Here is an 18,852-nt window from a genome sequence, read left to right as displayed (position 1 = left end):
GATGATGCTTATCCAAATCAATAGCAAGACAGCAATCTATCGCGGCTTCACCATCGTGAAGCTACCGCGTAAAAAACCATATTCGCGCCAGCGCTACCAAATCACCAAAGGCGGGAATTATCTGGGGCTGGACTTCGGTCTGTCTCAGGCCCGCCAGACGATTGATCAGCTTCATCGGGGGAAATAATGACTACTTCAACCGCAGCAATTCTGAACGCTCGCCAGAGCGTCAACGCTTCCCGACAGGATGGAACTAGAACGCCGTCCCGTAGTGGTTATGGTCCAAATCACCAACACAGCAAGTCGCGTAATGTTGTTCAGGGAATGGCACTGTCTGATATAGCGAGAAATGGTTTTGAGGTGCGATGTAAAGAGACGGGCATTCAATTTTCTATTCTTCCGGGCGGCTCTATTTGTGATGCCTTCAGTGTTGAATTAGAAAAATACTGGAATAGCGGCGCTCGCTAATTAAATAACTGCAATCTGAATCTGTTTATTTACGGCATTTCTGCCGGGGCTTCGCTTTATCTTTTTTCAGGGGGTTGATTATGACAATTCAAACAAATGAACGCGCGCACCTGCTTGGGTTGTTACGTATCAAATTAACCTTGCTGAAAAAAGAAAAGCTGTCCACCAATGAAATTTATCGCAGCCTGGAAGACTGGATCTACAACAGAGAACAGGTCGCAGAAATCAAGGAGAAAAAAAATGGTTAACTCCCCTCTGATCTGGGCGGGCGGCAAGTCTCGCGCGATGCCTCATGTACTGGAGGCTTTGCCAAAGGGTGAATGTCTCGTTGAGCCTTTTGTAGGTAGTGGTAGCGTCTTTCTGAACACTGACTATAAAACCTATATTCTGTGTGATAGCAACGCAGCGCTTATGAACTTCTATTCAATATTGAAGAGCAATACTGAATCATTTTTAGATGTCGCTGCTAGTCTATTTGATGGCGGTAATAATGAAGAGGTATATTATAAATACCGCAGTGAATTTAATGATTTTAATCGTGATTTTCCCCAGCATAATAAAAAAAATTCTGATGGAAAGGTTTATTATCAGAGTGAGCTTGTAAAGTTTGCAGCATTATTCCTTTATCTAAACCGTCATTGCTATAACGGTTTATACCGAGTGAATGGGAAGAATGAATTTAACGTTCCATTTGGTCGTCGCCGCAAGCCAATTTTCCCTGTTGCAGAGATCCAGCACTTTGCAAAACGAGCATATGAAAAAGGTGCTCAGTTTCTTTGCGCTGATTTCCGTTACACCATCCCTGTTGCTAGCCGCATATTTGAGCACACAGTAATTTATTGTGATCCGCCTTACCTGCCAGCGAGTAAAACGGCTGATTTTACCGCGTACGGTAAACCCTTCACTGTCGATGATCACCGTGACCTGGTTGAGTCGTTGATTACCGCTCATAACAACGAAGGATGCCAGTCTGTTTTTTCCGGTAGCGATACCCCGGAAACCCGCAAAATTTACTACCCGTTCACCCTTAAACCATTCGAAATCCGTCGATCTGTAGGGGCCAAATCTCGCAACTTGGCTGGCGAGGTGATCGGCTCTCTACGCGTCTGTGATTGTTGTGGGCGTACTGGCGGCGGTTGTCCTGATTGCGGTGCTGCGATGGGTGATGCGACCTATTCAGAAATGGTTGCCTCTGGTGCTTTTGATGATCGGGAGGTGTTCTGATGAATCCCGTTGAGGTCGTTGTGACAAAGGTGCTGGATGTGCTTCCGCGCCGTAATTACTGGATAACTCGTGTTGAGGTTCTGGGCGAAGGGGGTTACAGCAATACAGATTTGATCACCTATTCAGAACGTGACGCCAGAGCAATACAGCCAGGCGACACGATTTCCATCTAAGGCGGATTGATGACTTCAGTTCGCCGCGCCCATAGCATGAACGCCATGCCGGGAGGCTCGGTTGAGCCAGCCCGGTATGCTTACGCCTGGAATGAGCCTAAACAGGCTATTTTCGTTGATAAGGCTCCTGCTGTTGATCTATTTGAATTGGGTCAAGAGCAGGAGTTTTTGGCGTGGGTAGAAGATACCCTCAAGCCGTTACCTACTTTCATTCGCCGCCGCATTGCCTCTTACATAAATACCGTTCACGAGGACAAGGGCCGTCATATCGCAAAACTAAAGCTGCGCGATATCGTGAAGCGTGAGCTTCCGCACGTCCGAAACGTCACGAAGCAATATGCGGTGCCGACAGACAATGATTGGATCATTTTCTCTGAACTAAACCCACTATTTCACACGTTTGAAAATCTGCGTGATCTGGCGCGCCGCTTCAATCATCTGGCTGATAGCACCGACGAAGACATTGATTTGTTGGCACAGGACATCGCCATTTATGCCAATACCGTTTTGGCTGAAGTAAGTGAAGGCGCGAGAGTGTTTAGTGATGCTGAGTACGGCAAACGTATGGTGCGTGAAGGCTCTAGGCTGATTGCGTATTTCAGGTTGGTGCCGCCCTGGGCGAAGAAGCGCCAGATGGCGCTTGACGAAGCTGCGGCGGCAATACAAAAAACCACGCATGATCGCTTTTGGTCACGCCTTCTGCGCAAATACGCGCGCCGCTGGCGTGAACATTTGCATATTGCTTATGGTGATGTGCGCCGCGATGTTTCACCGTATTGCAGCAAACACCACGTCACACAGTGGGATTCCCGCCGTAAGCGTAGCCGCGCAATCATGAGCCGCCTTGAACTTGAAGATCAGGTAACTGGTGAGCGTATTTCGCTGATTGAGCAGATTGATAAAAGCATTTCTAACCCTGAAAAGCGCCGCGTTGAGTTGATGACGCGTATTGGTGGCTTTGAGAAGGTGGCAACAGAAAGCGGCTTTGCTGGTAGCTTTTTCACACTGACTGCGCCGTCTAAATATCATGCGTTTACAGCATTCGGGCATCGTAACCATAAATGGAACGGAGCAAGCCCGCGCAAGACGCAAAACTACCTTAATCACGTCTGGCAGCTGATCCGCGCGGAGCTTGCGCGCCGTGAGATTCCAGTTTTTGGCCTTCGCGTTGCGGAGTCTCACCATGATGCTACCCCGCATTGGCATGGCCTTCTGTTCACTGCCCCGGAACATACCGGCGAGTTGCTGGAAGTGATGGAAGACTACGCCACGCGTGAAGATGCAGACGAGCTAACCGGCAAGACTGGCAAGCAACCCCGCTTTGAGCTTAAGCCTATAGATCCGGCTTTGGGGAGTGCGACTGGTTATGTCGTTAAGTACATATCTAAAAATATTGATGGCTATGCGCTGGATAATGAAAGCGACGATGAAAGCGGGCGCCCACTGAAGGAAACAGCAAAACACGCTACCGCCTGGGCTTCATGCTGGGGCATTCGTCAGTTTCAGTTTTTGGGTGGTGCGCCGGTGTCTGTCTGGCGCGAGTTGCGCCGCCTGAAGAATCAGGAAATGGCAGATCGTATCAGTCCGGTTTTCGGTGAGTTACACCGCGCCGCCCATGCGGGGAACTGGCAGGACTACATAACTTTGCAGGGTGGCCCGTTCGTGACACGAAATAGGCTTGTGTTGCGCGCCTGGTATCAATACCGGGATGAGCCAAGCAGCTACGGTGAGTTTCAGAGAGTCATTAAAGGCGTAGTCATGCCAGCATCGACTATTCCTCCGGTTGAAACTCGTCTCCATTCTTATCGTATTGTCAAAATGAAGCCAAAAGCTGACAACGACGCCGGTCGAGGTTTTGACCTTAAGGGCGCGCCTGCGCCCTCTTGGACTCGTGTCAATAACTGTACTAAGTACAAAAAACATACAAATCGAGAGACGAGAAATATACCACCTGAAGATCCGGAGCAGTATGAAATTGGTCAAATGAGCCGTGAACAGAAAAAGCGACTTAATGAGAGCATCAGAAACTACAAACCAGAACGGCAGAAATCACCTGCTGATGTATTTGAGTCGCTTGCAAATGCTATTACCGCTTCAGATTGCGATAAGGTAGATCTGGTGCGCGCTGAAAATTACATGAAAGTGGCGGCGGCAATCCGTGATGAAGCGGCAATCAGGTGCCTTAGTGTTGTTAAGGCAGTACCTGTGACGGATCACCTTCGCTACCAGCTTTCCGTCAGGGGTATAACTTCTAAGCCTGATATTCATGCTTTGTGTAGTGGTGCAAAAATTTCTTTTGGTGATCGACTGGTTTACCTCGATGATGGTTATTTGAAAGAAAAAACTAAACCGTTTTATTGTAGGGCGAAGGCTTGTAATGCGGAGTTAACTCAGGATGATAAGGCCTATGGTGACGAAGGGTTATGCTTGGTATGTACATCGAAGGTTAGCGGTGCAGAAGTCATTGAACAACGCCGCAATGATGCCGAGCAAAAGCGAAAAACTGAAATAAAACAGGAAAATGATGCACTTCTGGAAAGGCTTAGGGTTGCACTAATTAAAGGAGGTTCGCGTGGGCAAGTACTTTGATGACGATGAACGGGAAGCTGACTATCAAAACTGGCTCTATTATCGTGAGTCTTCTCATGAGGAACGTGAGTCGAAAAACCAGTATGTCCGCTCCCAAGAGGGGACAAAAGAGAATGTGACTAAACCAGTGGTCCAACAAGCTGAATGGGCAGTAGTAGACGTGTTTCGTGATTACCCTGAACACAGAGCTAGGATCGCTGCGGCGGAAAAAAAATTTTTTAAGGATAAGATGAAATCTTGCCCTTCAGAAGATGATGAAAGTATTAATTGTGACTAGCGTTGAGAGATTGCGCCCTTCTGTAGCAATTTATGGAGGTTCATTCTATTATCGCTATCAATTGATTACATAGGTACTTTGCGAGACAGGATATGGAAAAATCCGTGTGTCATTACAGCACCAGAATTGGTATTTTGTTCAGAGGTATCGATGAGTAATTCAGTTTCCATTGCTTGGTGGAATACCGGGTTATCACCTGCAGCTGCTAGAGGCAGGGCGTCTGATAGTGATTATCAACTAGCTGTATCTGTGATACTTAAAATTATTTCTGAATATAACGTTGATATACTATGTCTTGGGGAAATATCACCACAGGAAATACAAAAAATACAGCCTATCGTCAGCCTCTTTGGTTTTTTTGTTTATGACGGGACTTATACCGAGGGAAGAATAAAACACGATTTATGTGCAATCATCAGACTTAGTCAATTCGTTATGATTTCAAACAGGAGCGTAATAGAGCAAACGCCAATTGGTCAAGTTAGAGCTGGGCAGGAACTAGAGCTAATTCATGTGAATAGTGGCGATGTGTTTTTTCTATATATATCTCACTGGCCGAGCAGAAATTATGATCACGGTGAGGGCATGCCGCAAAGAGATCAGCTAGGTCGAACTCTTAAGCAAGCAATAGAACGTTGTAAAGAGGAAAAACAAGGTAGATATTTCATATTGGTTGGTGATTATAACGATGAGCCATTTGATACATCTCTTACTCATGCTCTTTACGCAACGCGAGATAGAAATGTTGTTCTGAAAAATAACGGTTTTTTCTATAATCCTTTCTGGCGTTATCTTGGTTTTGGCGCAAAGTTAGAATCTGACGATGAAGCGGATGATAGATGTACATATGGGACTTACTACTATAAGACCGGGAAAATCACGAAATGGCATACTTTTGATCAGATTATGTTCTCATCTTCATTCCTGAAGGGGGGAGATTGGACATTGATAGAAGATAAAGTGAATATAGTTAATAGTGATGATTTGCGTAATTTAATATTGAGTAATGAAACCAAATTTGATCACCTGCCTGTTGTGGCATCGATTAAGAGGGGATAAGAGATGGATTTTAAAAAATATCTGAGTAGCGGCCTTGAAGCAGCTAAAGTTGCAAGGAAAAACAAAAATGAAATTCAAGGTGTTATTAGTGATTTAAGCGATGTAATTAAAGAGCATAGTGGTGGTCTAGTTACTTTAATTATCTCTAATGAGCAACGGATGTCTAAAAATGTTAACAGTTTTGGTATCGGTGCGGCTGCGGCTGCTGCTGCTGCTGGTTTAGGTTTAAGTCCATACATTGATTATAAAGCACTATCTTTAGTACTAACAAAAGATAAGGTGATTAAAAGGGAACAAATTGCCGAGTGGCGAATGAATGAAAGTGATGGATATCCTTGCGTTATTTCTTATAACGGAAGGGACATTAATTGCGGGTCTAAAGAAATGCTTGAAAAAGCATTGGGGGGGCTTATTTCGAATGCCTCTACAGGTGAGCGGTTACTTCAACTCATAGCTGAAGGGAGTAAAGAGTAGCTTTGCACAACCCTGCGCGAAAATGCACAATTAAATCTGGCATTTTTTTAGACGACAACGGCAGGATCTGCGGTGGTTGGCGGAGGATCTGCAAGTGCACAAAAACACGCGTGTTTGTCGCGCGCAGGTGACGGGGGGAAAGCCCGCGCGGCGGGGTGGGAAGGGGTATACCTCAAATATAGGGAAATTGGCGCAATTCTGGCGCGCTGCTGCGTTCTGTGTGTTGTGTGCGGGTAATGGCGTGTTTAGATTATGGGGCGCTTAGAATGGCGCTGGCGTGCCGTGTATTGATGTGATGCGGAGAGCGCCGCCGGGATGGCGGCGGGTTGGTTATTTCATGGTTTCCAGCAGGGCGTAAGGTTTAAAGCGGATCACTTCTTCCCCCAGCCAGTCGTTGACGTGCTTCAGCGCTTCCATTGCTGGCATTAGTTCGTTGATGGCAAACACGCGCGCGGCCTTCTCCACATCACCGAATGAGCCGTTGCCGTCCGGCATGGCCCCCATCAGTTGCGGTGGTACGCGGTGAGCCGCCAGAATGTCATCGCGTGTCGCTGATTTAATATTTAAAAACTCATCCTTTGCTGATATCTGGCTGAAGGGCATCAGTTGTACCCCGTCTTTACCGCCGCCTGGCGCGTGGATCACTACGTTCTTAAATGCCCCTTTGTTTCTGGCTCCCGCCAGTGTTTGCTGTATGACTTTTACGCCAGCGTCGTCCACCTGTGATGTGCCGATATACAGAATGCATCCGGCATGAGATCCGTTTTCGTAATACATCTTGCGGAACATGTCCGCCGAGTGTGACAGGCTGGCTGACAATAGCGCGCCCATGTACTCCGGCATCCCGTAGATCTCCTGATGAATGTCAGGGTTCAACACATGGCAGACAGAGCCGGTTTTAAAAGCTGATTCGTCTTTCCACTGCCTGATAAACCAGTATGTATCCAGGTCAATGCCACGCCGGGTGTATTTCGCCGGGGAATGGCGGAGCGGTAGCAGCCCGCCTAGTCGGTTATTTCGTTCTTCCAGGTAGAAGTTGCCAAACACAAACCAGTCAAGCGCCAGGGCGGAGAACGTCTGGCGAGACAGTAGCGGGTGTGGGATGAAGCAACCCGCCAGCGCGTTGCGCTTGAAGTACAGCGCTGACTGGTGCCAGGACGCCTTGCCGAATGAGCGCGCAAGCCCGTACCAGTCCACCGGTGTTTCGTAATATCTGCCGTTATCGGCGCAATACATATTGTCGAGCAGGTCGTAAGCGTCAGCGACCTGGTATGGCCCATCAAAGGTGAAAGCGCTAAGGGCTGGATCGCGCTTCAGTGCTTCACCAATATCATGTTGCTGTGTACCGTCAGTAAGCATAGTCAGGCCGCTTTCGTGTGTTGTTGTGTTCATTAAAACTCTCTTACGGAACCGCCGCCGCTGCCGTTCTCGCGTCCAAGTGGCTCGTTGATGATTGCCAGCATATTTGCCCAAGCTAAGTCGCCATGACTGACGCCGCGCGCGCGATCGGTGTCATAGGTAATTTGTCCACCGGCGGTGGTGATTTTCCTGACGGCGTTGAATGCTGACACTAACGCCTGTTCACTACGGTCATACTCCCAGCGGCCCGCGCGGATCACCTGCTGCATTTTGAGTACCAGAGTGCGCTTTGATGACAGCGACATGATGAAACAGACCGCCGCCGGGAAGAATTTCTTGACCAGTTGCCAGACCGCTTCACCAATGCCGGTACCGTCAATTGCGATGTGCCGGACGTTGTATTTAATGGTCAGGTCTTCGATCACTTTGGCCTGTTCTTCAAACTCCATCCCGCGTAGCTGGCGCGTCTCTATCGTGCGGAACTTGCCGCCACTGACCAGGGGAGGGGTAACCACGGAAACAGCGCCGCTGTCACCGTTGCCACTGCCGCCGTTGGCGTCGTAGCCTATCCAGACTTCACGATCGCCAAGCGGGCGGGGGGCGTAGGGTTTCCAGTCCTGCCAGTCGTCGTAGCCGTCCGCGCCGCACGTCAGTAGCTGATTAAGTGAGAAAACGGATTCGCCTTCTTTGACGAACTCACACATGTACAGGTTGGTGTATTCATCCGGGGTATTTTCGTCCTGAATTTCTTCCAGATCGGTGAACTCCCAGCCGTGGTCGATCACGTCCTTCAGGGTGACAATCTGCCGCCAGGTTTTGTCCGGGCACAACAGGCCGCTGTTGAGTGTCTTCCAGCTTGTGTCGAAGTCTACCCGGCTGGATTTGGCCCGCTTCTCATTCCAGCGCTTGCCCGTCCAGAACGGGTAGGCTTCATGGTTTTCGCTCGATGGCGTTGAAAAGTAAGTGCGCGTAAGCCCTTTCAGGGTTGCCATAGCTCCAGCTACTTTGCGAAGGTTTGCAAAGTTACCTACCCAGAAAAACTCATCAAAAAACAGGTTGCCGGTGTAGCTCTGCGCGGTAGCGGCAGACGTGCCGAGAAAATGCAATTCAGCGCCGTTCGACAATAGAATTTTGTCACCGCCTTTTAGTTCTACGTCTACCTCTTCGGCAATCTTCTGGATGAAGCCACGGAACTGGTGCGCCTGGCGACGCGACGCTGATAGAAAAATCTGGTTGCGCTGATATCCGTGCTTAATGTCATCTCGCAGCGCCTGTAATAGTGCCTCGCGGGCAAAGTACCAGGTTGCGCCAATCTGGCGGCTTTTCAGGATCATGCGGTTTCGTTGCTGGCGCTGTTCAAACCATCCCTGCTGATGCCAGGCCAGAGAGTCCTGAATCTTTTCCCGTAGCGCGGCGATCTGCGCTTCGGTGAAGTGGTTTTTCTTCTTGCTCGCGCGCGCCTTCTTGAAGGGTTGCGCCGGTTGCCCTTCTGCCAGTTTCTTCACCTGGCGCGTGAGCGCGTCGATTTCTTTCAGATCGCTGCCGGTCTTCGTTGGTTTCATCGCGATTTGGCATAACCGGGCATCAATAGATTGCGTGACGCGCTGAATTGCGGGCGTTTCGTCCCATTCGTCGCGTTTCTTCCACGAATAAACCGTGTTTGAACTGATACCCATCAGGCGTGAAATCTCTGCTGGCGGGTAGCCCTGCCAGTAAAGCTGCTTTGCTCTCTGTCTTACAAATGCGTCCTGGATCATGCGGTGTCCTCTCGTTTCGATGGAGAGATTAACCCGCGCGCGTGGGCCGTTCCCGCTGTTTGGGTTGTGGGCTTTCTCTGACAACTAAAACGCGTTGAGACAATGACTTACCAACTGACATCATGGAAAAACAGAAACCAACCGGCAGGAAAGAACATGAGTGAAACCAGCAAACCTACCCGGAAGAAATTCCGCGTTGCCGTCTCCGGTGCCACCGTTGACGGGCGCGAAATTCGACCAGATCACCTCCGTGATGCTGCCGCGAGCTATAGCCAGGACGTTTACGGCGCTCGCGTGAATGTTGAGCATTATCTCTCGCCTTATCCAGGCAGTGATTTTGGCGCGATGGGGGATGTTACGGCGCTTAGCGCTGAGGACATTACCGAAGGCCCGCTAGCGGGGCGCACTGCGTTATATGCGGAAATTGAACCTTCAGCGCAAATGAAGGCGCTGACAGATGCCGGTAAGAAAGTCTATTCCAGTATCGAATTGCACCCGCAATTTGCACTAAACGGTAAGGCCTACATTGTCGGCTTGGCGATGACTGATACCCCGGCAAGCTTGGGCACTGAGCGTCTGAAGTTTGCGGCCCAGCAGCGTCAGCAGGTACAGGCGTTCAATCAGCAGCAGGGCGAAAGCGCGATGTTCTCTGATGCCATTGAAGCTGAAACGATCGAACTGGCAGGGCAGCGAAGCGATGAAGGTAGCAAGTGGTTTAGCCGCATGAAGGAACTTCTGACCAAAAACCATAAAACAGATGGCGAGCAATTCAGCCAGGTGCGCGAAGTGGTTGAAGGTGTTGCCACGTCTCAGGCGGGCCTTATCGATCAAGTTGCGGAACTGACAAGCCAGCGCGCTGACGACGCTAAGGAAATCCAGAAGCTGAACAGTGAGCTGACCGACCTGAAAACCACGCTGGCAAAGCAGGACGCCAACACCTTCAGCCGCCAGCCCGCACAGGGCGGTAACACCGGCGTTGAACAGGCCGATTACTAACCACGCAAGCGAGAACAAAACACATGGAAAACAGTACCCGCGTACTTTTTAACGGCTATATCGATCGCCAGGCCAATTTAAGTGGCGTTCGTTCAGATGATGTCGCCAAGTCCTTCAGCGTTGAGCCGTCTGTGCAACAGCGCATGGAAAAGGCATCAATGGAAAGTGATGATTTTCTGAAGAAAATTAACGTCTTTCCGGTAAAAGCCCAGGAAGGTCAGAAAATCCAGATCGGTAGCAAAGGCCCGATTGCGAGCACCAGTAACAGCAGCGACGGCAACTCCCGCCGCAATCCGGTAGACAATCACTCTAAAGAGCCGAGCACCTACCGCTGCCGTAAGACCAACTACGACTCAGCCGTAAGCTATTCGCAGTTAGACGCCTGGTCTATGCAGCCTAATTTTCAGTCACTGATCAGCGAGGCAAACGCCCGACAGGTTGCGCTCGACCGTATCATGATCGGTTTCAACGGTACGTCATACGCTGAAAAATCTGATCGTGCCGCCAACCCGATGTTACAGGATTGTGGCGTTGGCTGGCTTCAGAAAATCCGCAACGATGCCCCGCACCGCATTATCAGTAAGGTCACTCTGACTGCGCGTGATGAAGATAACAAAATTGTCGCCAAAGGCACCTATGGCAACCTCGACGCGGCTGTGTTCGACGCCAAAAACACGTTGATGGATAAATGGCAACGTAAAGCGCCGGATCTGGTCGTGATTCTGTCGGCTGACCTGCTTACCAGTAGCTATTTCCCGAAACTGAACGCGCTGAGCCAGACCAATCCGAACAGCGAACTGATCGCGGCACAGTTGATTGTGTCCAGTGAAAAAGTTGGCGGTCTGCCGGTGGTCTTCGCGCCGTATATGCCTGATGACTGCGTGCTGATCACGTCACTGAAAAACCTGTCTGTGTATTACCAGTTGGGTGCGCTTCGCCGAACCATCAAAGAAGAACCGGAATATGACCGCGTGGCTAACTACCAGTCCTCAAACGATGACTTCGTTGTAGAAGACTACGGCAAATGCGCATTCATTGACGGGATCACCTTCGCGGAGGCCGCCCCGGAAACGCAGTCCGCAGAACCTGAAGAGAACGCGGGCGCGTAACTGAAATTGCGGGCGTATATGCGCCCGCCACCAGGAGACTCAAATGTTAACCCCAGCGCAAAAACACTTTCAGAAAGTGATGGCTGATCGACGCGGAGACAGCGCCGCACAGCATGGCGTTGTTCGCACCGCGCATGAGCAAATTTTGCATCGTCTACGCCTCGATCAGGCATCTCTTAAGGCGGTGCAATCTACTGAAACAAAAGCTGTGATGAAGCGTGACATGTTGCCGAATTACCAGGGCTGGATTGATGGAACTCTGGAGGGCGACAGCGGGCGGCAGGACGAAGTGATTACCACGATGATGCTGTGGGCGATCGACTGCCAGGACTACCCGCAAGCGCTGAAGATTGGGCGCTATGTGGTGAAGCATGACCTGTCTATGCGTGACGATTTCAAGCGTACCGCGCCGGTGATGCTGGCTGAAGAAATCAGCAACCAGGCGCTGAACGTCGCGACGACTGACGCTGAGGCGGATATGTCGGCTTATGTCACCGTGCTCGATGACCTGGCGGAGATTGTCGCCGGGGCTGATATGCCGGACGAAGTGCAATCCAAGCTTTGCAAGGCCCGCGCTTTCTCACGCCGTGGAACGGCTGACAATGAGACAAAAGGCGAAGCGCTAAAACTGTTTCGACGTGCGACGGAACTGAACCCCGCAGCGGGTGTGAAACGTGAAATGCAGTCTATTTCACGCGAACTGAAGAAGCTGGCGGCGCAACCGGAAGCGACAGCACAACCGGAGCCTGTGCCGGTTGTCGTAGAGAAGAAAACCGTACGTAAGCCGCGCGAGGCTAAAGCTGCGAAACCGGCAGCAAAAGCCCGCGCACCACGTAAAACGGCGAAAGTTAAAAAAGAATCTTAACGACTTCGGCCCCGACCGACAGGAGGCACGCGCGGAGATCTGCCCGTAACTGGTCTTTTCACCGCGTGTCCACCTCCTGACTTTTTAAGGAGCGCTCATGAGTAGCCTGATAGCGACAAAAACGCCGTTTCCGGCTGGCAGTGACGTAACTGATGTTGATGACGGAGATTCCACGGTAACGGCGGGAAGTTTCTGGCCTGTCATTAACCTGAAGGATTTACGCCTTGCCGCGCGTATTACCGGCGGCGTCACTACTTCGCGACTGATGCACGTCACTACCGAGGCTGTGGGACACGTCATCGAACAGCTTGAAGAGTGGCAGATCAATCAGCAGGGGCTGGGCTATGAGGCGCTGAAGAACGTGCCCGCCGTGGAGATAAACGGCGAGAGCGTGAAGGTGTATCGCTACCGTCGTGCGGTTTATTCCATTGCCCGCGCCCTGGTGATTGAAGGTTACCGGGACGTTGATACCACGCCAAAAGGCGACAAAGACGCCGCCGCGCTGGATTTGCAGAGTGAAGATCTCTGGCGTGATGCTCGCTGGGGTATTGCAGACATCCAGCGCAAGCCGCGCGTTTATGCGGAGTTGTGCTGATGAAGGTCACGGCGTTACAGGGCGATACGCTGGATCAGCTATGCCACCGGTACTACGGAAAAACCAAAGGCGTTACTGAAGAAGTGTTGACCGCCAATCCGGGGCTGAGTGGGCAAGTTTTTTTAAACGCAGGGCAGATGGTTGAAATGCCGGACATTGATACCCAGCCCGCACAGGAAATGGTGCAGTTATGGAGTTGAATTCGTTTCACCGGCTATGGGACTGGGTTACCTGGGTTTCTTCATCCATCAGCGTTGGTGTTGGTGTGATGACGTGGAATGAAAAGCTGGGGGTTGCCGGTCTGGTTTTGGGTGTCCTGTCTGGCTGGCGCGCCTGGGTGCATCGTGCGCGGGTGGAGAAGGCACAGGCCCGCCGAAACTCACTGATTGAGCAAATTCTTGATCAGGCCGAGCGCCGGGGGCTTACCGATTTTGAGCGGGTGAAGCTGGCGCAATTCCAGGCGGGTGACGATGAAGACGGTTATTAAGCGTTGCTCTATCGCCGTGATTGTTGCCCTGGGCTTATCAATGTCGCCCGATGCGCTGAGAACGTCGCCGGAAGCACAGCAAAAAATAGCCTCCTGGGAAGACTGCCGTAACACGCCTTATTACTGCACCGCCGGAGTGTTGACCGTGGGGATCGGTTCCACCGGCAATGTGGAAAAACGCGAGTACAGCAACGCTGAAGTAGCGCGCCGGTGGGTTAGTGATATGCAGCATGCTGAACGCTGCGTAAATCAGAACTTCAACGGCGAAGCGATGCCGCAAAAGGTATTCGAAAGCATGGTTGATGGTGGGCTGAATGTGGGTTGTACGGGCCTGATGTGGTTTACCGATAAGCGGGGCCACAAACAGCGAACAACCATCTGGAAAAACGCCCAGGCGCATGACTGGCACGGCGTCTGTGATCGCTTAACTGACTTTGTGAACAGTGCCGGTAAACGCTCACAAGGGCTGGTCAATCGGCGCACTGACTTTCAGGCATGGTGCAGGATGGATGCGGGGGCGCAATGAAATCAATTTTATGGGGCTTGGTGCTGGCTGTAGTGGCTCACGTATCAGGGTATTACCAGGGATATAAGAGCGGTGTAGCGGATGACAACGAACAAAAGTTACAGCGCATGTTTGATGAAAGCGAAGCCGTGATAGGTGAAATGCGCGATCTGTCTGCTGACGCGCGCGCGGTGCTGGCTGAGGCCAGGAAGACCGAACAGGCCCGCAATACTGAAGGCGAACAACGCCGCGAAAAGATAACAGAGGGGATGCGTGATGATTCGTGTGCCGGTGCTCTTGCTCCTGCTGCTGTCACTGATGGGCTGCTCCGAAAAAGTCAGAGTGCAAACGCGGCTGATTCACGAGCCGATACCGGAAAGCCTCACAAATGAAACGCCCACGCCAGCACTGAAAACGCCGGTGACGTGGGGGGGTATTGCAATTTGGGCCGATCAGTTACATGACGCCCTTGATACCTGCAATGCGGATAAAAGTGATATCCGGGCGTTAAATCTTTTGCGCCTGGCGCGCCAGAAAGGAGTGAAACCACATGCTGAAAATTAACTCGTTACGTAAAGCGCTCACTGACTCTAATCAGTGGTGTCGTGCAAACCCTGAAGCCTTCAGCGTTTTTATTGAATCAGGGCATGTTGAGACGACCGGCGAAACGGCTGATTTTGTTTACGCCTATACGCTGTGTCTCTTTGTGATGAATTTTGCCGGTGATCTGGATGATTTCACGTTACCGCTGATGGCCTGGTTGTGGCAGGAACAGCCACAACTGTTATTGAACCCGGATAAGAACAAAGAAATTAAGTTTACAACCGCAATCAATAACGACGACACCGCCGATTTGTTTTTTGAACTGCCCATCAGCGAGCGTGTGATCGTAATGCGCAATGACGATGGCACGTTAAAGGCAAATCACAAGCCAGAGCCTCGCCCACGTATACCGCCGGAATGGAGTGGAATTATTGAGGACGTTACCTGGAGTGCGTCCCTATGAGTACCGAAGATATTCACGTACTGGATCAGTATTTCTCTGACATCCTGACGGGGGTATCACCTGCCGGGCGAGCCAGGACGGCGCGCGAAGTTGGGAAGATGCTGCGTATCAGCCAACAGCAGCGTATACGCGCACAGCGCAATCCGGATGGAAGCCAGTACCCGTCGCGTCGCCGTAAAACGCTGCGTACCCAGCAAGGGATCGCTTTTATCTGGGAAGGGCAGTTAAGGCGGCTGAAGAACTGGCACAGCGGGCGCGGCAAATACGGGCGAACCATTACCGGATTTGATGAAGACCGAAACGAGATCCGCACGTTCTACCGCGCCGATATTGAGCGTTATACGGAAATCAATACCCGCGCGGGCCAGCGTTCAAAAATGGTCAAGGCTCCGATGTTCGTGAAGCTGAGAACCGCCCGATTTATGAAAGTTAAGGCATCCAGTGAGGGGGCCGAGGTGGGTTACAGCGGCATGGCAGCCCGTATTGCGCGCATTCATCAGTACGGGTTGCGTGAACAGGTCGGGCCGGGGGCGTTTGCGAAGTATGCGCCGCGTGTCCTGCTGGGTATTTCTAAGGCCGATGAAGCGCTGATCCGTAGTGCGGTGATTAACAGCTTGGGGAGTGCTGGGGCATGAGTGCCGAATTGTTGCGCCTCCTGTCTAACATGCTCCGTGTGGGCGTGGTTTTTGCCATATCGGAAGACGGTAAGAGTGTACGGGTGCAGAGCGATGATTTGCAGACAACCTGGCTTCGCTGGACGACGACGCGCGCCGGTGCTTTTAAATTCTGGTGCCCGCCATCGCTGGGCGAACAAGTTTTGTTGGGATGTATCGGCGGCAATCCTGAAACAGCCGTTTTGCTGGGCAGCCTCTACAGCAGCGAAAACGACGCCCCCGCCAGTAGTCTGATGCAGATGATGATCACCGCACCTGATGGGGCTGAATTTAGCTATGACGCAAAGGCGGGCGCGCTGAGTGCTGGCGGCATGAAAACAGCCACTATTCAGGCAAAGACAAAAATCACACTGGATACGCCAGAGGTGGAATGCACCAACCATCTGAAGGCGAAAACCTTTGATTTCTCTGAGGGCGGCGCGCTGACCGGCAATGTAACTCACAGCGGCGGTGCACTTACGTCAAACGGCGTCCAGGCTGACGACCATGATCATGGTGGTGTTCAGAGTGGTAATAGCAGGACTAAGGGGACGGCATGACGGCGAAATATACGGGAATGAACCAGGGCGGTACAGGGACGGTTTCGGATAGCGATCACCTGTGGCAATCCATGAAAGATATCTTACTGACGCCGCTGGGGTCGCGCGTGATGCGCCGTACGTATGGCAGCCTGTTACCTGACTTGCTGGACGCCCCGAAAAACGAAACAACGCGCCTTCAGCTAATGAGCGCCACGGTGATTGCGCTGACGCAATGGGAACCACGGATAGCACTTAACCAGGTCGATATTACGTATTCAGACGCCGGGGCAGTGACGGTTGAGTTAAGTGGATTGGTTACTTCAACGATGCAGCCGGTAAGAGGCGCGGTAAAAGTGAAGGAGTCAGGCAATGGCGACCGTTGATTTATCAGAACTCCCACCACCGGAGATTATCGCGACGCTGGATTATGAAACCATTCTGAGTGAAGTGAAAGTGGTGATCATTGCTGCGTACCCGGAAGACATGCAACCGGCAATAGCAGCGGCAATGGCGCTGGAGTCAGAACCCCTGAATGTGATCGCTCAGGTGATTGCGTATCGTGAATTGATGTTGCGACAGGTCATTAATGATGGCGCTGCGGCTTGCATGTTAAGCCATGCCACAGGCAACGATCTGGATAACCTGGCGGCAAATAACGACACAGAGCGCCTGACCGTTATTGAAGAAACAGATACAACGGATGCGGTAATGGAAAGTGATGCCGCGCTACGTATGCGTGCGCAATCCGCATTTGAAGGGTTAAGCGTTGCCGGGCCAACCGGTGCTTACGAGTACTTCGCAAAAAGCGCGTCGGGAAAGGTTGCTGATGTTAAGGCATCAAGTCCGGCACCGGCTGAAGTTGTCGTTTCGGTGCTCTCTGCTGAGGGTGACGGAACGGCTTCAGACGAGCTGATCGCAACGGTCAACGCAAAGCTATCAGACGAGAGTGTCCGCCCCGTTGGTGACCGGCTGACAGTCCAGAGCGCTGAGATTATCAGTTATGACATCAATGTAACGCTGTATCTCTACCCAGGCCCAGAGTCAGAACCCATTGTGAACGCTGCTGAGGCGTCATTGCAGAAGTGGCTCAAAAGCCAGTGGCGAATCGGGCTTGATGTTGCCAGGTCTGCAATTATGGCGGCGTTACACGTGCAGGGTGTGCAGCGAGTGGAACTGGATCTACCTGAACGGCTGATTATCAGCGATACACAGGCGGCGCGGTGTGCTTCGGTCACCATCACGAGAGGTGGAACCGATGAATAACAGTCTGTTGCCACCTTCAGCCAGTGATTTTATGCGCGGTGCAGAGGCCGCAACATGGCGCGTGAGTGATTTACCCGTAGGCCTGAAAACGTTGTGGAACCCTGATGAATGCCCGGTTGCTTTACTGCCTTATCTGGCTTGGGCGTTATCGGTTGATCGCTGGGATAAAGGCTGGTCAGAACAGACAAAGCGACAGGTGATTAAATCCGCCTGGCTGGTACACAGGCAAAAGGGAACTATCGCGGCGCTGCGCCGTGTCGTTGAGCCGTTCGGCTTCCTGATAAAGGTCGTTGAATGGTGGCAGAACGGAGGCGAGCGGGGAACATTTCAACTTGAAATTGGTGTTTCTGATTCAGGGATTACAGAAGAAACCTATCTCGAGCTTGAGCGTCTGATCGCTGATGCAAAACCATGCTCACGGCACCTGACCGGCCTTGCTATCAGTCTGCAGACTAAGGGGGCAGCATATGCGCATGCCGGATGTTATAGCGGCGACGTGATGACAATTTTTCCCTATATGCCTGAAGCCGTAGAAGTCAGTGGCGGGTATTTTTCAGGTGGCGCAATTCACATTATTGATACGTTAGAGGTAACAAATGGCGGCTAAATTCTTTGCCCTGCTGACTAATCAGGGGGCGGCAAAATTATCAAATATGGCTGCATTGGGTGAGAAGTTAGAAATCACCTCGCTCGCAGTTGGTGATGGCGGCGGTACATCACCAACACCAAATCAGGCACAGACAAGGCTGGTTAATGAGGTACGCCGTGCCCAGATTAACTCACTGTCAGTGGACGAAAAAAACGATAGTCAGATTATTGCTGAACAGATTATTCCTGAATCCGTTGGCGGGTGGTGGATTCGGGAGATCGGACTCTTTGACGCTGATGGCATCTTGATTGCTGTAGCCAACTGCCCGGAAACCTATAAAGCGACAACAGAGGAAGGGTCGGGGCGTACACAGGTTATCAGAATGATGCTGACGGTATCGAGTACAGACGCCGTTACCCTTAAAGTTGATCCTTCAATTGTGCTGGCAACCCGCCAGTATGTTGATAACGCTGTCATTGAAGTGAAGAACTACGCTGATGGACTCATGCGCAGCCACGAACAGTCGCGCAACCATCCTGATGCAACCACTACGGCTAAAGGTTTTACGCAGCTTAACAGCAGTGTGACGGATGACCGCGATACACAATCGGCAACCCCGAAAGCCGTAAAAATTGCGATGGATAACGCGAATGCGCGGTTGGCTAAAGATCGCAATCTCGCCGATTTACCTAACCCGGCACTGGCGCGCCAGAATATGCAATTAGGTGATAGCTCGACGAAAAACACCGGTACAACTGCCAATACTGTTGCAGCGGGTGATGATGCACGTATCACCGGATCGATGCAGAAAAGCCAAAACGGTGCGGATATTCCAGACGTGGCGAAGTTTCTCCAAAACCTT

General features: G+C 51.3%; 27 protein-coding genes. 25 read left to right on the top strand and 2 right to left on the bottom strand.

Annotated elements, in window-relative coordinates; translation table 11 throughout:
* Position 1: 1 nt before the first annotated feature.
* The 9 genes from OGV69_RS15120 to OGV69_RS15080 all read left to right on the top strand — a co-directional run bounded on the left by OGV69_RS15120 (position 2) and on the right by OGV69_RS15080 (position 6,264).
* Positions 2 to 187 (top strand): DUF4761 domain-containing protein, encoded by a 186-nt coding sequence (locus OGV69_RS15120; protein ID WP_233471372.1) that lies wholly within the window; start codon positions 2 to 4, stop codon positions 185 to 187.
* Positions 187 to 468, top strand: coding sequence for a hypothetical protein (locus OGV69_RS15115; RefSeq protein ID WP_239043250.1), 282 nt, complete (start codon positions 187 to 189; stop codon positions 466 to 468). Before OGV69_RS15120 ends, OGV69_RS15115 begins: the two co-directional genes overlap by 1 nt.
* An 80-nt stretch (positions 469 to 548) precedes the next feature.
* Positions 549 to 716: a hypothetical protein gene (locus OGV69_RS15110; protein WP_286469388.1), complete on the top strand. Its 168-nt coding sequence runs from the start codon at positions 549 to 551 to the stop codon at positions 714 to 716.
* Complete coding sequence (locus OGV69_RS15105; RefSeq protein WP_239043252.1) at positions 709 to 1,692, top strand: DNA adenine methylase; 984 nt, start codon at positions 709 to 711, stop codon at positions 1,690 to 1,692. Before OGV69_RS15110 ends, OGV69_RS15105 begins: the two co-directional genes overlap by 8 nt.
* On the top strand, positions 1,692 to 1,865 hold the full coding sequence (locus OGV69_RS15100) for a hypothetical protein (RefSeq protein ID WP_239043253.1): 174 nt from the start codon (positions 1,692 to 1,694) through the stop codon (positions 1,863 to 1,865). Before OGV69_RS15105 ends, OGV69_RS15100 begins: the two co-directional genes overlap by 1 nt.
* 9 nt (positions 1,866 to 1,874) lie before the next feature.
* Positions 1,875 to 4,454 (top strand): replication endonuclease, encoded by a 2,580-nt coding sequence (locus tag OGV69_RS15095; protein WP_286469385.1) that lies wholly within the window; start codon positions 1,875 to 1,877, stop codon positions 4,452 to 4,454.
* Complete coding sequence (locus OGV69_RS15090; protein WP_286469384.1) at positions 4,438 to 4,731, top strand: hypothetical protein; 294 nt, start codon at positions 4,438 to 4,440, stop codon at positions 4,729 to 4,731. Before OGV69_RS15095 ends, OGV69_RS15090 begins: the two co-directional genes overlap by 17 nt.
* Before the next feature lie 150 nt (positions 4,732 to 4,881).
* The gene (locus tag OGV69_RS15085; RefSeq protein WP_286469382.1) at positions 4,882 to 5,790 is read left to right on the top strand and encodes an endonuclease/exonuclease/phosphatase family protein; all 909 of its coding nucleotides are present in this window, start codon (positions 4,882 to 4,884) and stop codon (positions 5,788 to 5,790) included.
* 3 nt (positions 5,791 to 5,793) lie between these two features.
* The gene (locus OGV69_RS15080) at positions 5,794 to 6,264 is read left to right on the top strand and encodes a hypothetical protein (RefSeq protein WP_286469381.1); all 471 of its coding nucleotides are present in this window, start codon (positions 5,794 to 5,796) and stop codon (positions 6,262 to 6,264) included.
* 330 nt (positions 6,265 to 6,594) lie between these two features.
* Here OGV69_RS15080 and OGV69_RS15075 read toward each other — a convergent pair whose 3' ends face one another.
* Together OGV69_RS15075 and OGV69_RS15070 are read right to left on the bottom strand one after the other, a co-directional pair.
* Positions 6,595 to 7,656, bottom strand: coding sequence for a phage portal protein (locus OGV69_RS15075; protein ID WP_050487884.1), 1,062 nt, complete (start codon positions 7,654 to 7,656; stop codon positions 6,595 to 6,597).
* On the bottom strand, positions 7,656 to 9,380 hold the full coding sequence (locus OGV69_RS15070) for a terminase large subunit domain-containing protein (RefSeq protein WP_032174429.1): 1,725 nt from the start codon (positions 9,378 to 9,380) through the stop codon (positions 7,656 to 7,658). Before OGV69_RS15070 ends, OGV69_RS15075 begins: the two co-directional genes overlap by 1 nt.
* Before the next feature lie 156 nt (positions 9,381 to 9,536).
* Between OGV69_RS15070 and OGV69_RS15065 the strand changes: the two genes are divergently transcribed.
* The 16 genes from OGV69_RS15065 to OGV69_RS14995 all read left to right on the top strand — a co-directional run.
* Positions 9,537 to 10,376 carry a GPO family capsid scaffolding protein gene (locus OGV69_RS15065; RefSeq protein WP_286469380.1) on the top strand — a complete coding sequence of 280 codons (840 nt, stop codon included), beginning with the start codon at positions 9,537 to 9,539 and terminating at the stop codon, positions 10,374 to 10,376.
* Positions 10,377 to 10,399: 23 nt separating this feature from the next.
* Complete coding sequence (locus OGV69_RS15060) at positions 10,400 to 11,485, top strand: phage major capsid protein, P2 family (RefSeq protein ID WP_032174431.1); 1,086 nt, start codon at positions 10,400 to 10,402, stop codon at positions 11,483 to 11,485.
* Positions 11,486 to 11,528: 43 nt separating this feature from the next.
* A complete protein-coding gene (gpM, locus tag OGV69_RS15055; protein ID WP_191226566.1) occupies positions 11,529 to 12,350 on the top strand; it encodes a phage terminase small subunit in 822 nt (273 codons plus the stop codon).
* Positions 12,351 to 12,447: 97 nt separating this feature from the next.
* A complete protein-coding gene (locus OGV69_RS15050) occupies positions 12,448 to 12,945 on the top strand; it encodes a head completion/stabilization protein (RefSeq protein ID WP_286469379.1) in 498 nt (165 codons plus the stop codon).
* Complete coding sequence (locus OGV69_RS15045; RefSeq protein ID WP_032174435.1) at positions 12,945 to 13,145, top strand: tail protein X; 201 nt, start codon at positions 12,945 to 12,947, stop codon at positions 13,143 to 13,145. The genes OGV69_RS15050 and OGV69_RS15045 overlap by 1 nt, the downstream gene beginning before the upstream one ends.
* Positions 13,136 to 13,432: a hypothetical protein gene (locus tag OGV69_RS15040; protein WP_032174436.1), complete on the top strand. Its 297-nt coding sequence runs from the start codon at positions 13,136 to 13,138 to the stop codon at positions 13,430 to 13,432. Before OGV69_RS15045 ends, OGV69_RS15040 begins: the two co-directional genes overlap by 10 nt.
* Positions 13,416 to 13,958 (top strand): lysozyme, encoded by a 543-nt coding sequence (locus OGV69_RS15035; protein WP_032174437.1) that lies wholly within the window; start codon positions 13,416 to 13,418, stop codon positions 13,956 to 13,958. The genes OGV69_RS15040 and OGV69_RS15035 overlap by 17 nt, the downstream gene beginning before the upstream one ends.
* Entirely contained in the window at positions 13,955 to 14,329 is a 375-nt protein-coding gene (locus OGV69_RS15030) for a DUF2570 domain-containing protein (protein WP_050487750.1), read from the top strand. The genes OGV69_RS15035 and OGV69_RS15030 overlap by 4 nt, the downstream gene beginning before the upstream one ends.
* A complete protein-coding gene (gene lysC / locus OGV69_RS25355; RefSeq protein WP_422615054.1) occupies positions 14,214 to 14,501 on the top strand; it encodes an Rz1-like lysis system protein LysC in 288 nt (95 codons plus the stop codon). The genes OGV69_RS15030 and lysC overlap by 116 nt, the downstream gene beginning before the upstream one ends.
* Positions 14,488 to 14,943 (top strand): phage tail protein, encoded by a 456-nt coding sequence (locus OGV69_RS15025; protein ID WP_032174438.1) that lies wholly within the window; start codon positions 14,488 to 14,490, stop codon positions 14,941 to 14,943. Before lysC ends, OGV69_RS15025 begins: the two co-directional genes overlap by 14 nt.
* Entirely contained in the window at positions 14,940 to 15,578 is a 639-nt protein-coding gene (locus tag OGV69_RS15020) for a phage virion morphogenesis protein (RefSeq protein ID WP_032174439.1), read from the top strand. Before OGV69_RS15025 ends, OGV69_RS15020 begins: the two co-directional genes overlap by 4 nt.
* On the top strand, positions 15,575 to 16,156 hold the full coding sequence (locus OGV69_RS15015; protein WP_032174440.1) for a phage baseplate assembly protein V: 582 nt from the start codon (positions 15,575 to 15,577) through the stop codon (positions 16,154 to 16,156). Before OGV69_RS15020 ends, OGV69_RS15015 begins: the two co-directional genes overlap by 4 nt.
* Complete coding sequence (locus OGV69_RS15010; protein WP_032174442.1) at positions 16,153 to 16,521, top strand: GPW/gp25 family protein; 369 nt, start codon at positions 16,153 to 16,155, stop codon at positions 16,519 to 16,521. The genes OGV69_RS15015 and OGV69_RS15010 overlap by 4 nt, the downstream gene beginning before the upstream one ends.
* Positions 16,508 to 17,401 (top strand): baseplate assembly protein, encoded by an 894-nt coding sequence (locus OGV69_RS15005; protein WP_032174443.1) that lies wholly within the window; start codon positions 16,508 to 16,510, stop codon positions 17,399 to 17,401. The genes OGV69_RS15010 and OGV69_RS15005 overlap by 14 nt, the downstream gene beginning before the upstream one ends.
* The gene (locus OGV69_RS15000) at positions 17,394 to 18,008 is read left to right on the top strand and encodes a phage tail protein I (RefSeq protein ID WP_286469378.1); all 615 of its coding nucleotides are present in this window, start codon (positions 17,394 to 17,396) and stop codon (positions 18,006 to 18,008) included. Before OGV69_RS15005 ends, OGV69_RS15000 begins: the two co-directional genes overlap by 8 nt.
* Positions 17,998 to 18,852, top strand: an 855-nt coding sequence (locus tag OGV69_RS14995; protein ID WP_286469377.1) for a phage tail protein, incomplete at its 3' end; no start/stop codon positions are given. The genes OGV69_RS15000 and OGV69_RS14995, both read left to right, overlap by 11 nt.

This window comes from Citrobacter sp. Cc139, from assembly GCF_030334645.1.
In the GTDB taxonomy this organism is placed as follows: domain Bacteria; phylum Pseudomonadota; class Gammaproteobacteria; order Enterobacterales; family Enterobacteriaceae; genus Citrobacter; species Citrobacter werkmanii.
The sequence above is the reverse complement of the archived record's forward strand: the minus strand, read 5'-3'. Positions and strand labels throughout refer to the sequence as shown.

What these genes read in the sequence shown, in the direction of transcription:
- OGV69_RS15120 (WP_233471372.1), top strand. Translation starts at nt 2, where the DNA reads ATGATGCTTATCCAAATCAATAGCAAGACAGCAATCTATCGCGGCTTC.
- OGV69_RS15115 (WP_239043250.1), top strand. Translation starts at nt 187, where the DNA reads ATGACTACTTCAACCGCAGCAATTCTGAACGCTCGCCAGAGCGTCAAC.
- OGV69_RS15110 (WP_286469388.1), top strand. Translation starts at nt 549, where the DNA reads ATGACAATTCAAACAAATGAACGCGCGCACCTGCTTGGGTTGTTACGT.
- OGV69_RS15105 (WP_239043252.1), top strand. Translation starts at nt 709, where the DNA reads ATGGTTAACTCCCCTCTGATCTGGGCGGGCGGCAAGTCTCGCGCGATG.
- OGV69_RS15100 (WP_239043253.1), top strand. Translation starts at nt 1,692, where the DNA reads ATGAATCCCGTTGAGGTCGTTGTGACAAAGGTGCTGGATGTGCTTCCG.
- OGV69_RS15095 (WP_286469385.1), top strand. Translation starts at nt 1,875, where the DNA reads ATGACTTCAGTTCGCCGCGCCCATAGCATGAACGCCATGCCGGGAGGC.
- OGV69_RS15085 (WP_286469382.1), top strand. Translation starts at nt 4,882, where the DNA reads ATGAGTAATTCAGTTTCCATTGCTTGGTGGAATACCGGGTTATCACCT.
- OGV69_RS15080 (WP_286469381.1), top strand. Translation starts at nt 5,794, where the DNA reads ATGGATTTTAAAAAATATCTGAGTAGCGGCCTTGAAGCAGCTAAAGTT.
- OGV69_RS15075 (WP_050487884.1), bottom strand. Translation starts at nt 7,656, where the DNA reads ATGAACACAACAACACACGAAAGCGGCCTGACTATGCTTACTGACGGT.
- OGV69_RS15070 (WP_032174429.1), bottom strand. Translation starts at nt 9,380, where the DNA reads ATGATCCAGGACGCATTTGTAAGACAGAGAGCAAAGCAGCTTTACTGG.
- OGV69_RS15065 (WP_286469380.1), top strand. Translation starts at nt 9,537, where the DNA reads ATGAGTGAAACCAGCAAACCTACCCGGAAGAAATTCCGCGTTGCCGTC.
- OGV69_RS15060 (WP_032174431.1), top strand. Translation starts at nt 10,400, where the DNA reads ATGGAAAACAGTACCCGCGTACTTTTTAACGGCTATATCGATCGCCAG.
- gpM (WP_191226566.1), top strand. Translation starts at nt 11,529, where the DNA reads ATGTTAACCCCAGCGCAAAAACACTTTCAGAAAGTGATGGCTGATCGA.
- OGV69_RS15050 (WP_286469379.1), top strand. Translation starts at nt 12,448, where the DNA reads ATGAGTAGCCTGATAGCGACAAAAACGCCGTTTCCGGCTGGCAGTGAC.
- OGV69_RS15045 (WP_032174435.1), top strand. Translation starts at nt 12,945, where the DNA reads ATGAAGGTCACGGCGTTACAGGGCGATACGCTGGATCAGCTATGCCAC.
- OGV69_RS15040 (WP_032174436.1), top strand. Translation starts at nt 13,136, where the DNA reads ATGGAGTTGAATTCGTTTCACCGGCTATGGGACTGGGTTACCTGGGTT.
- OGV69_RS15035 (WP_032174437.1), top strand. Translation starts at nt 13,416, where the DNA reads ATGAAGACGGTTATTAAGCGTTGCTCTATCGCCGTGATTGTTGCCCTG.
- OGV69_RS15030 (WP_050487750.1), top strand. Translation starts at nt 13,955, where the DNA reads ATGAAATCAATTTTATGGGGCTTGGTGCTGGCTGTAGTGGCTCACGTA.
- lysC (WP_422615054.1), top strand. Translation starts at nt 14,214, where the DNA reads ATGATTCGTGTGCCGGTGCTCTTGCTCCTGCTGCTGTCACTGATGGGC.
- OGV69_RS15025 (WP_032174438.1), top strand. Translation starts at nt 14,488, where the DNA reads ATGCTGAAAATTAACTCGTTACGTAAAGCGCTCACTGACTCTAATCAG.
- OGV69_RS15020 (WP_032174439.1), top strand. Translation starts at nt 14,940, where the DNA reads ATGAGTACCGAAGATATTCACGTACTGGATCAGTATTTCTCTGACATC.
- OGV69_RS15015 (WP_032174440.1), top strand. Translation starts at nt 15,575, where the DNA reads ATGAGTGCCGAATTGTTGCGCCTCCTGTCTAACATGCTCCGTGTGGGC.
- OGV69_RS15010 (WP_032174442.1), top strand. Translation starts at nt 16,153, where the DNA reads ATGACGGCGAAATATACGGGAATGAACCAGGGCGGTACAGGGACGGTT.
- OGV69_RS15005 (WP_032174443.1), top strand. Translation starts at nt 16,508, where the DNA reads ATGGCGACCGTTGATTTATCAGAACTCCCACCACCGGAGATTATCGCG.
- OGV69_RS15000 (WP_286469378.1), top strand. Translation starts at nt 17,394, where the DNA reads ATGAATAACAGTCTGTTGCCACCTTCAGCCAGTGATTTTATGCGCGGT.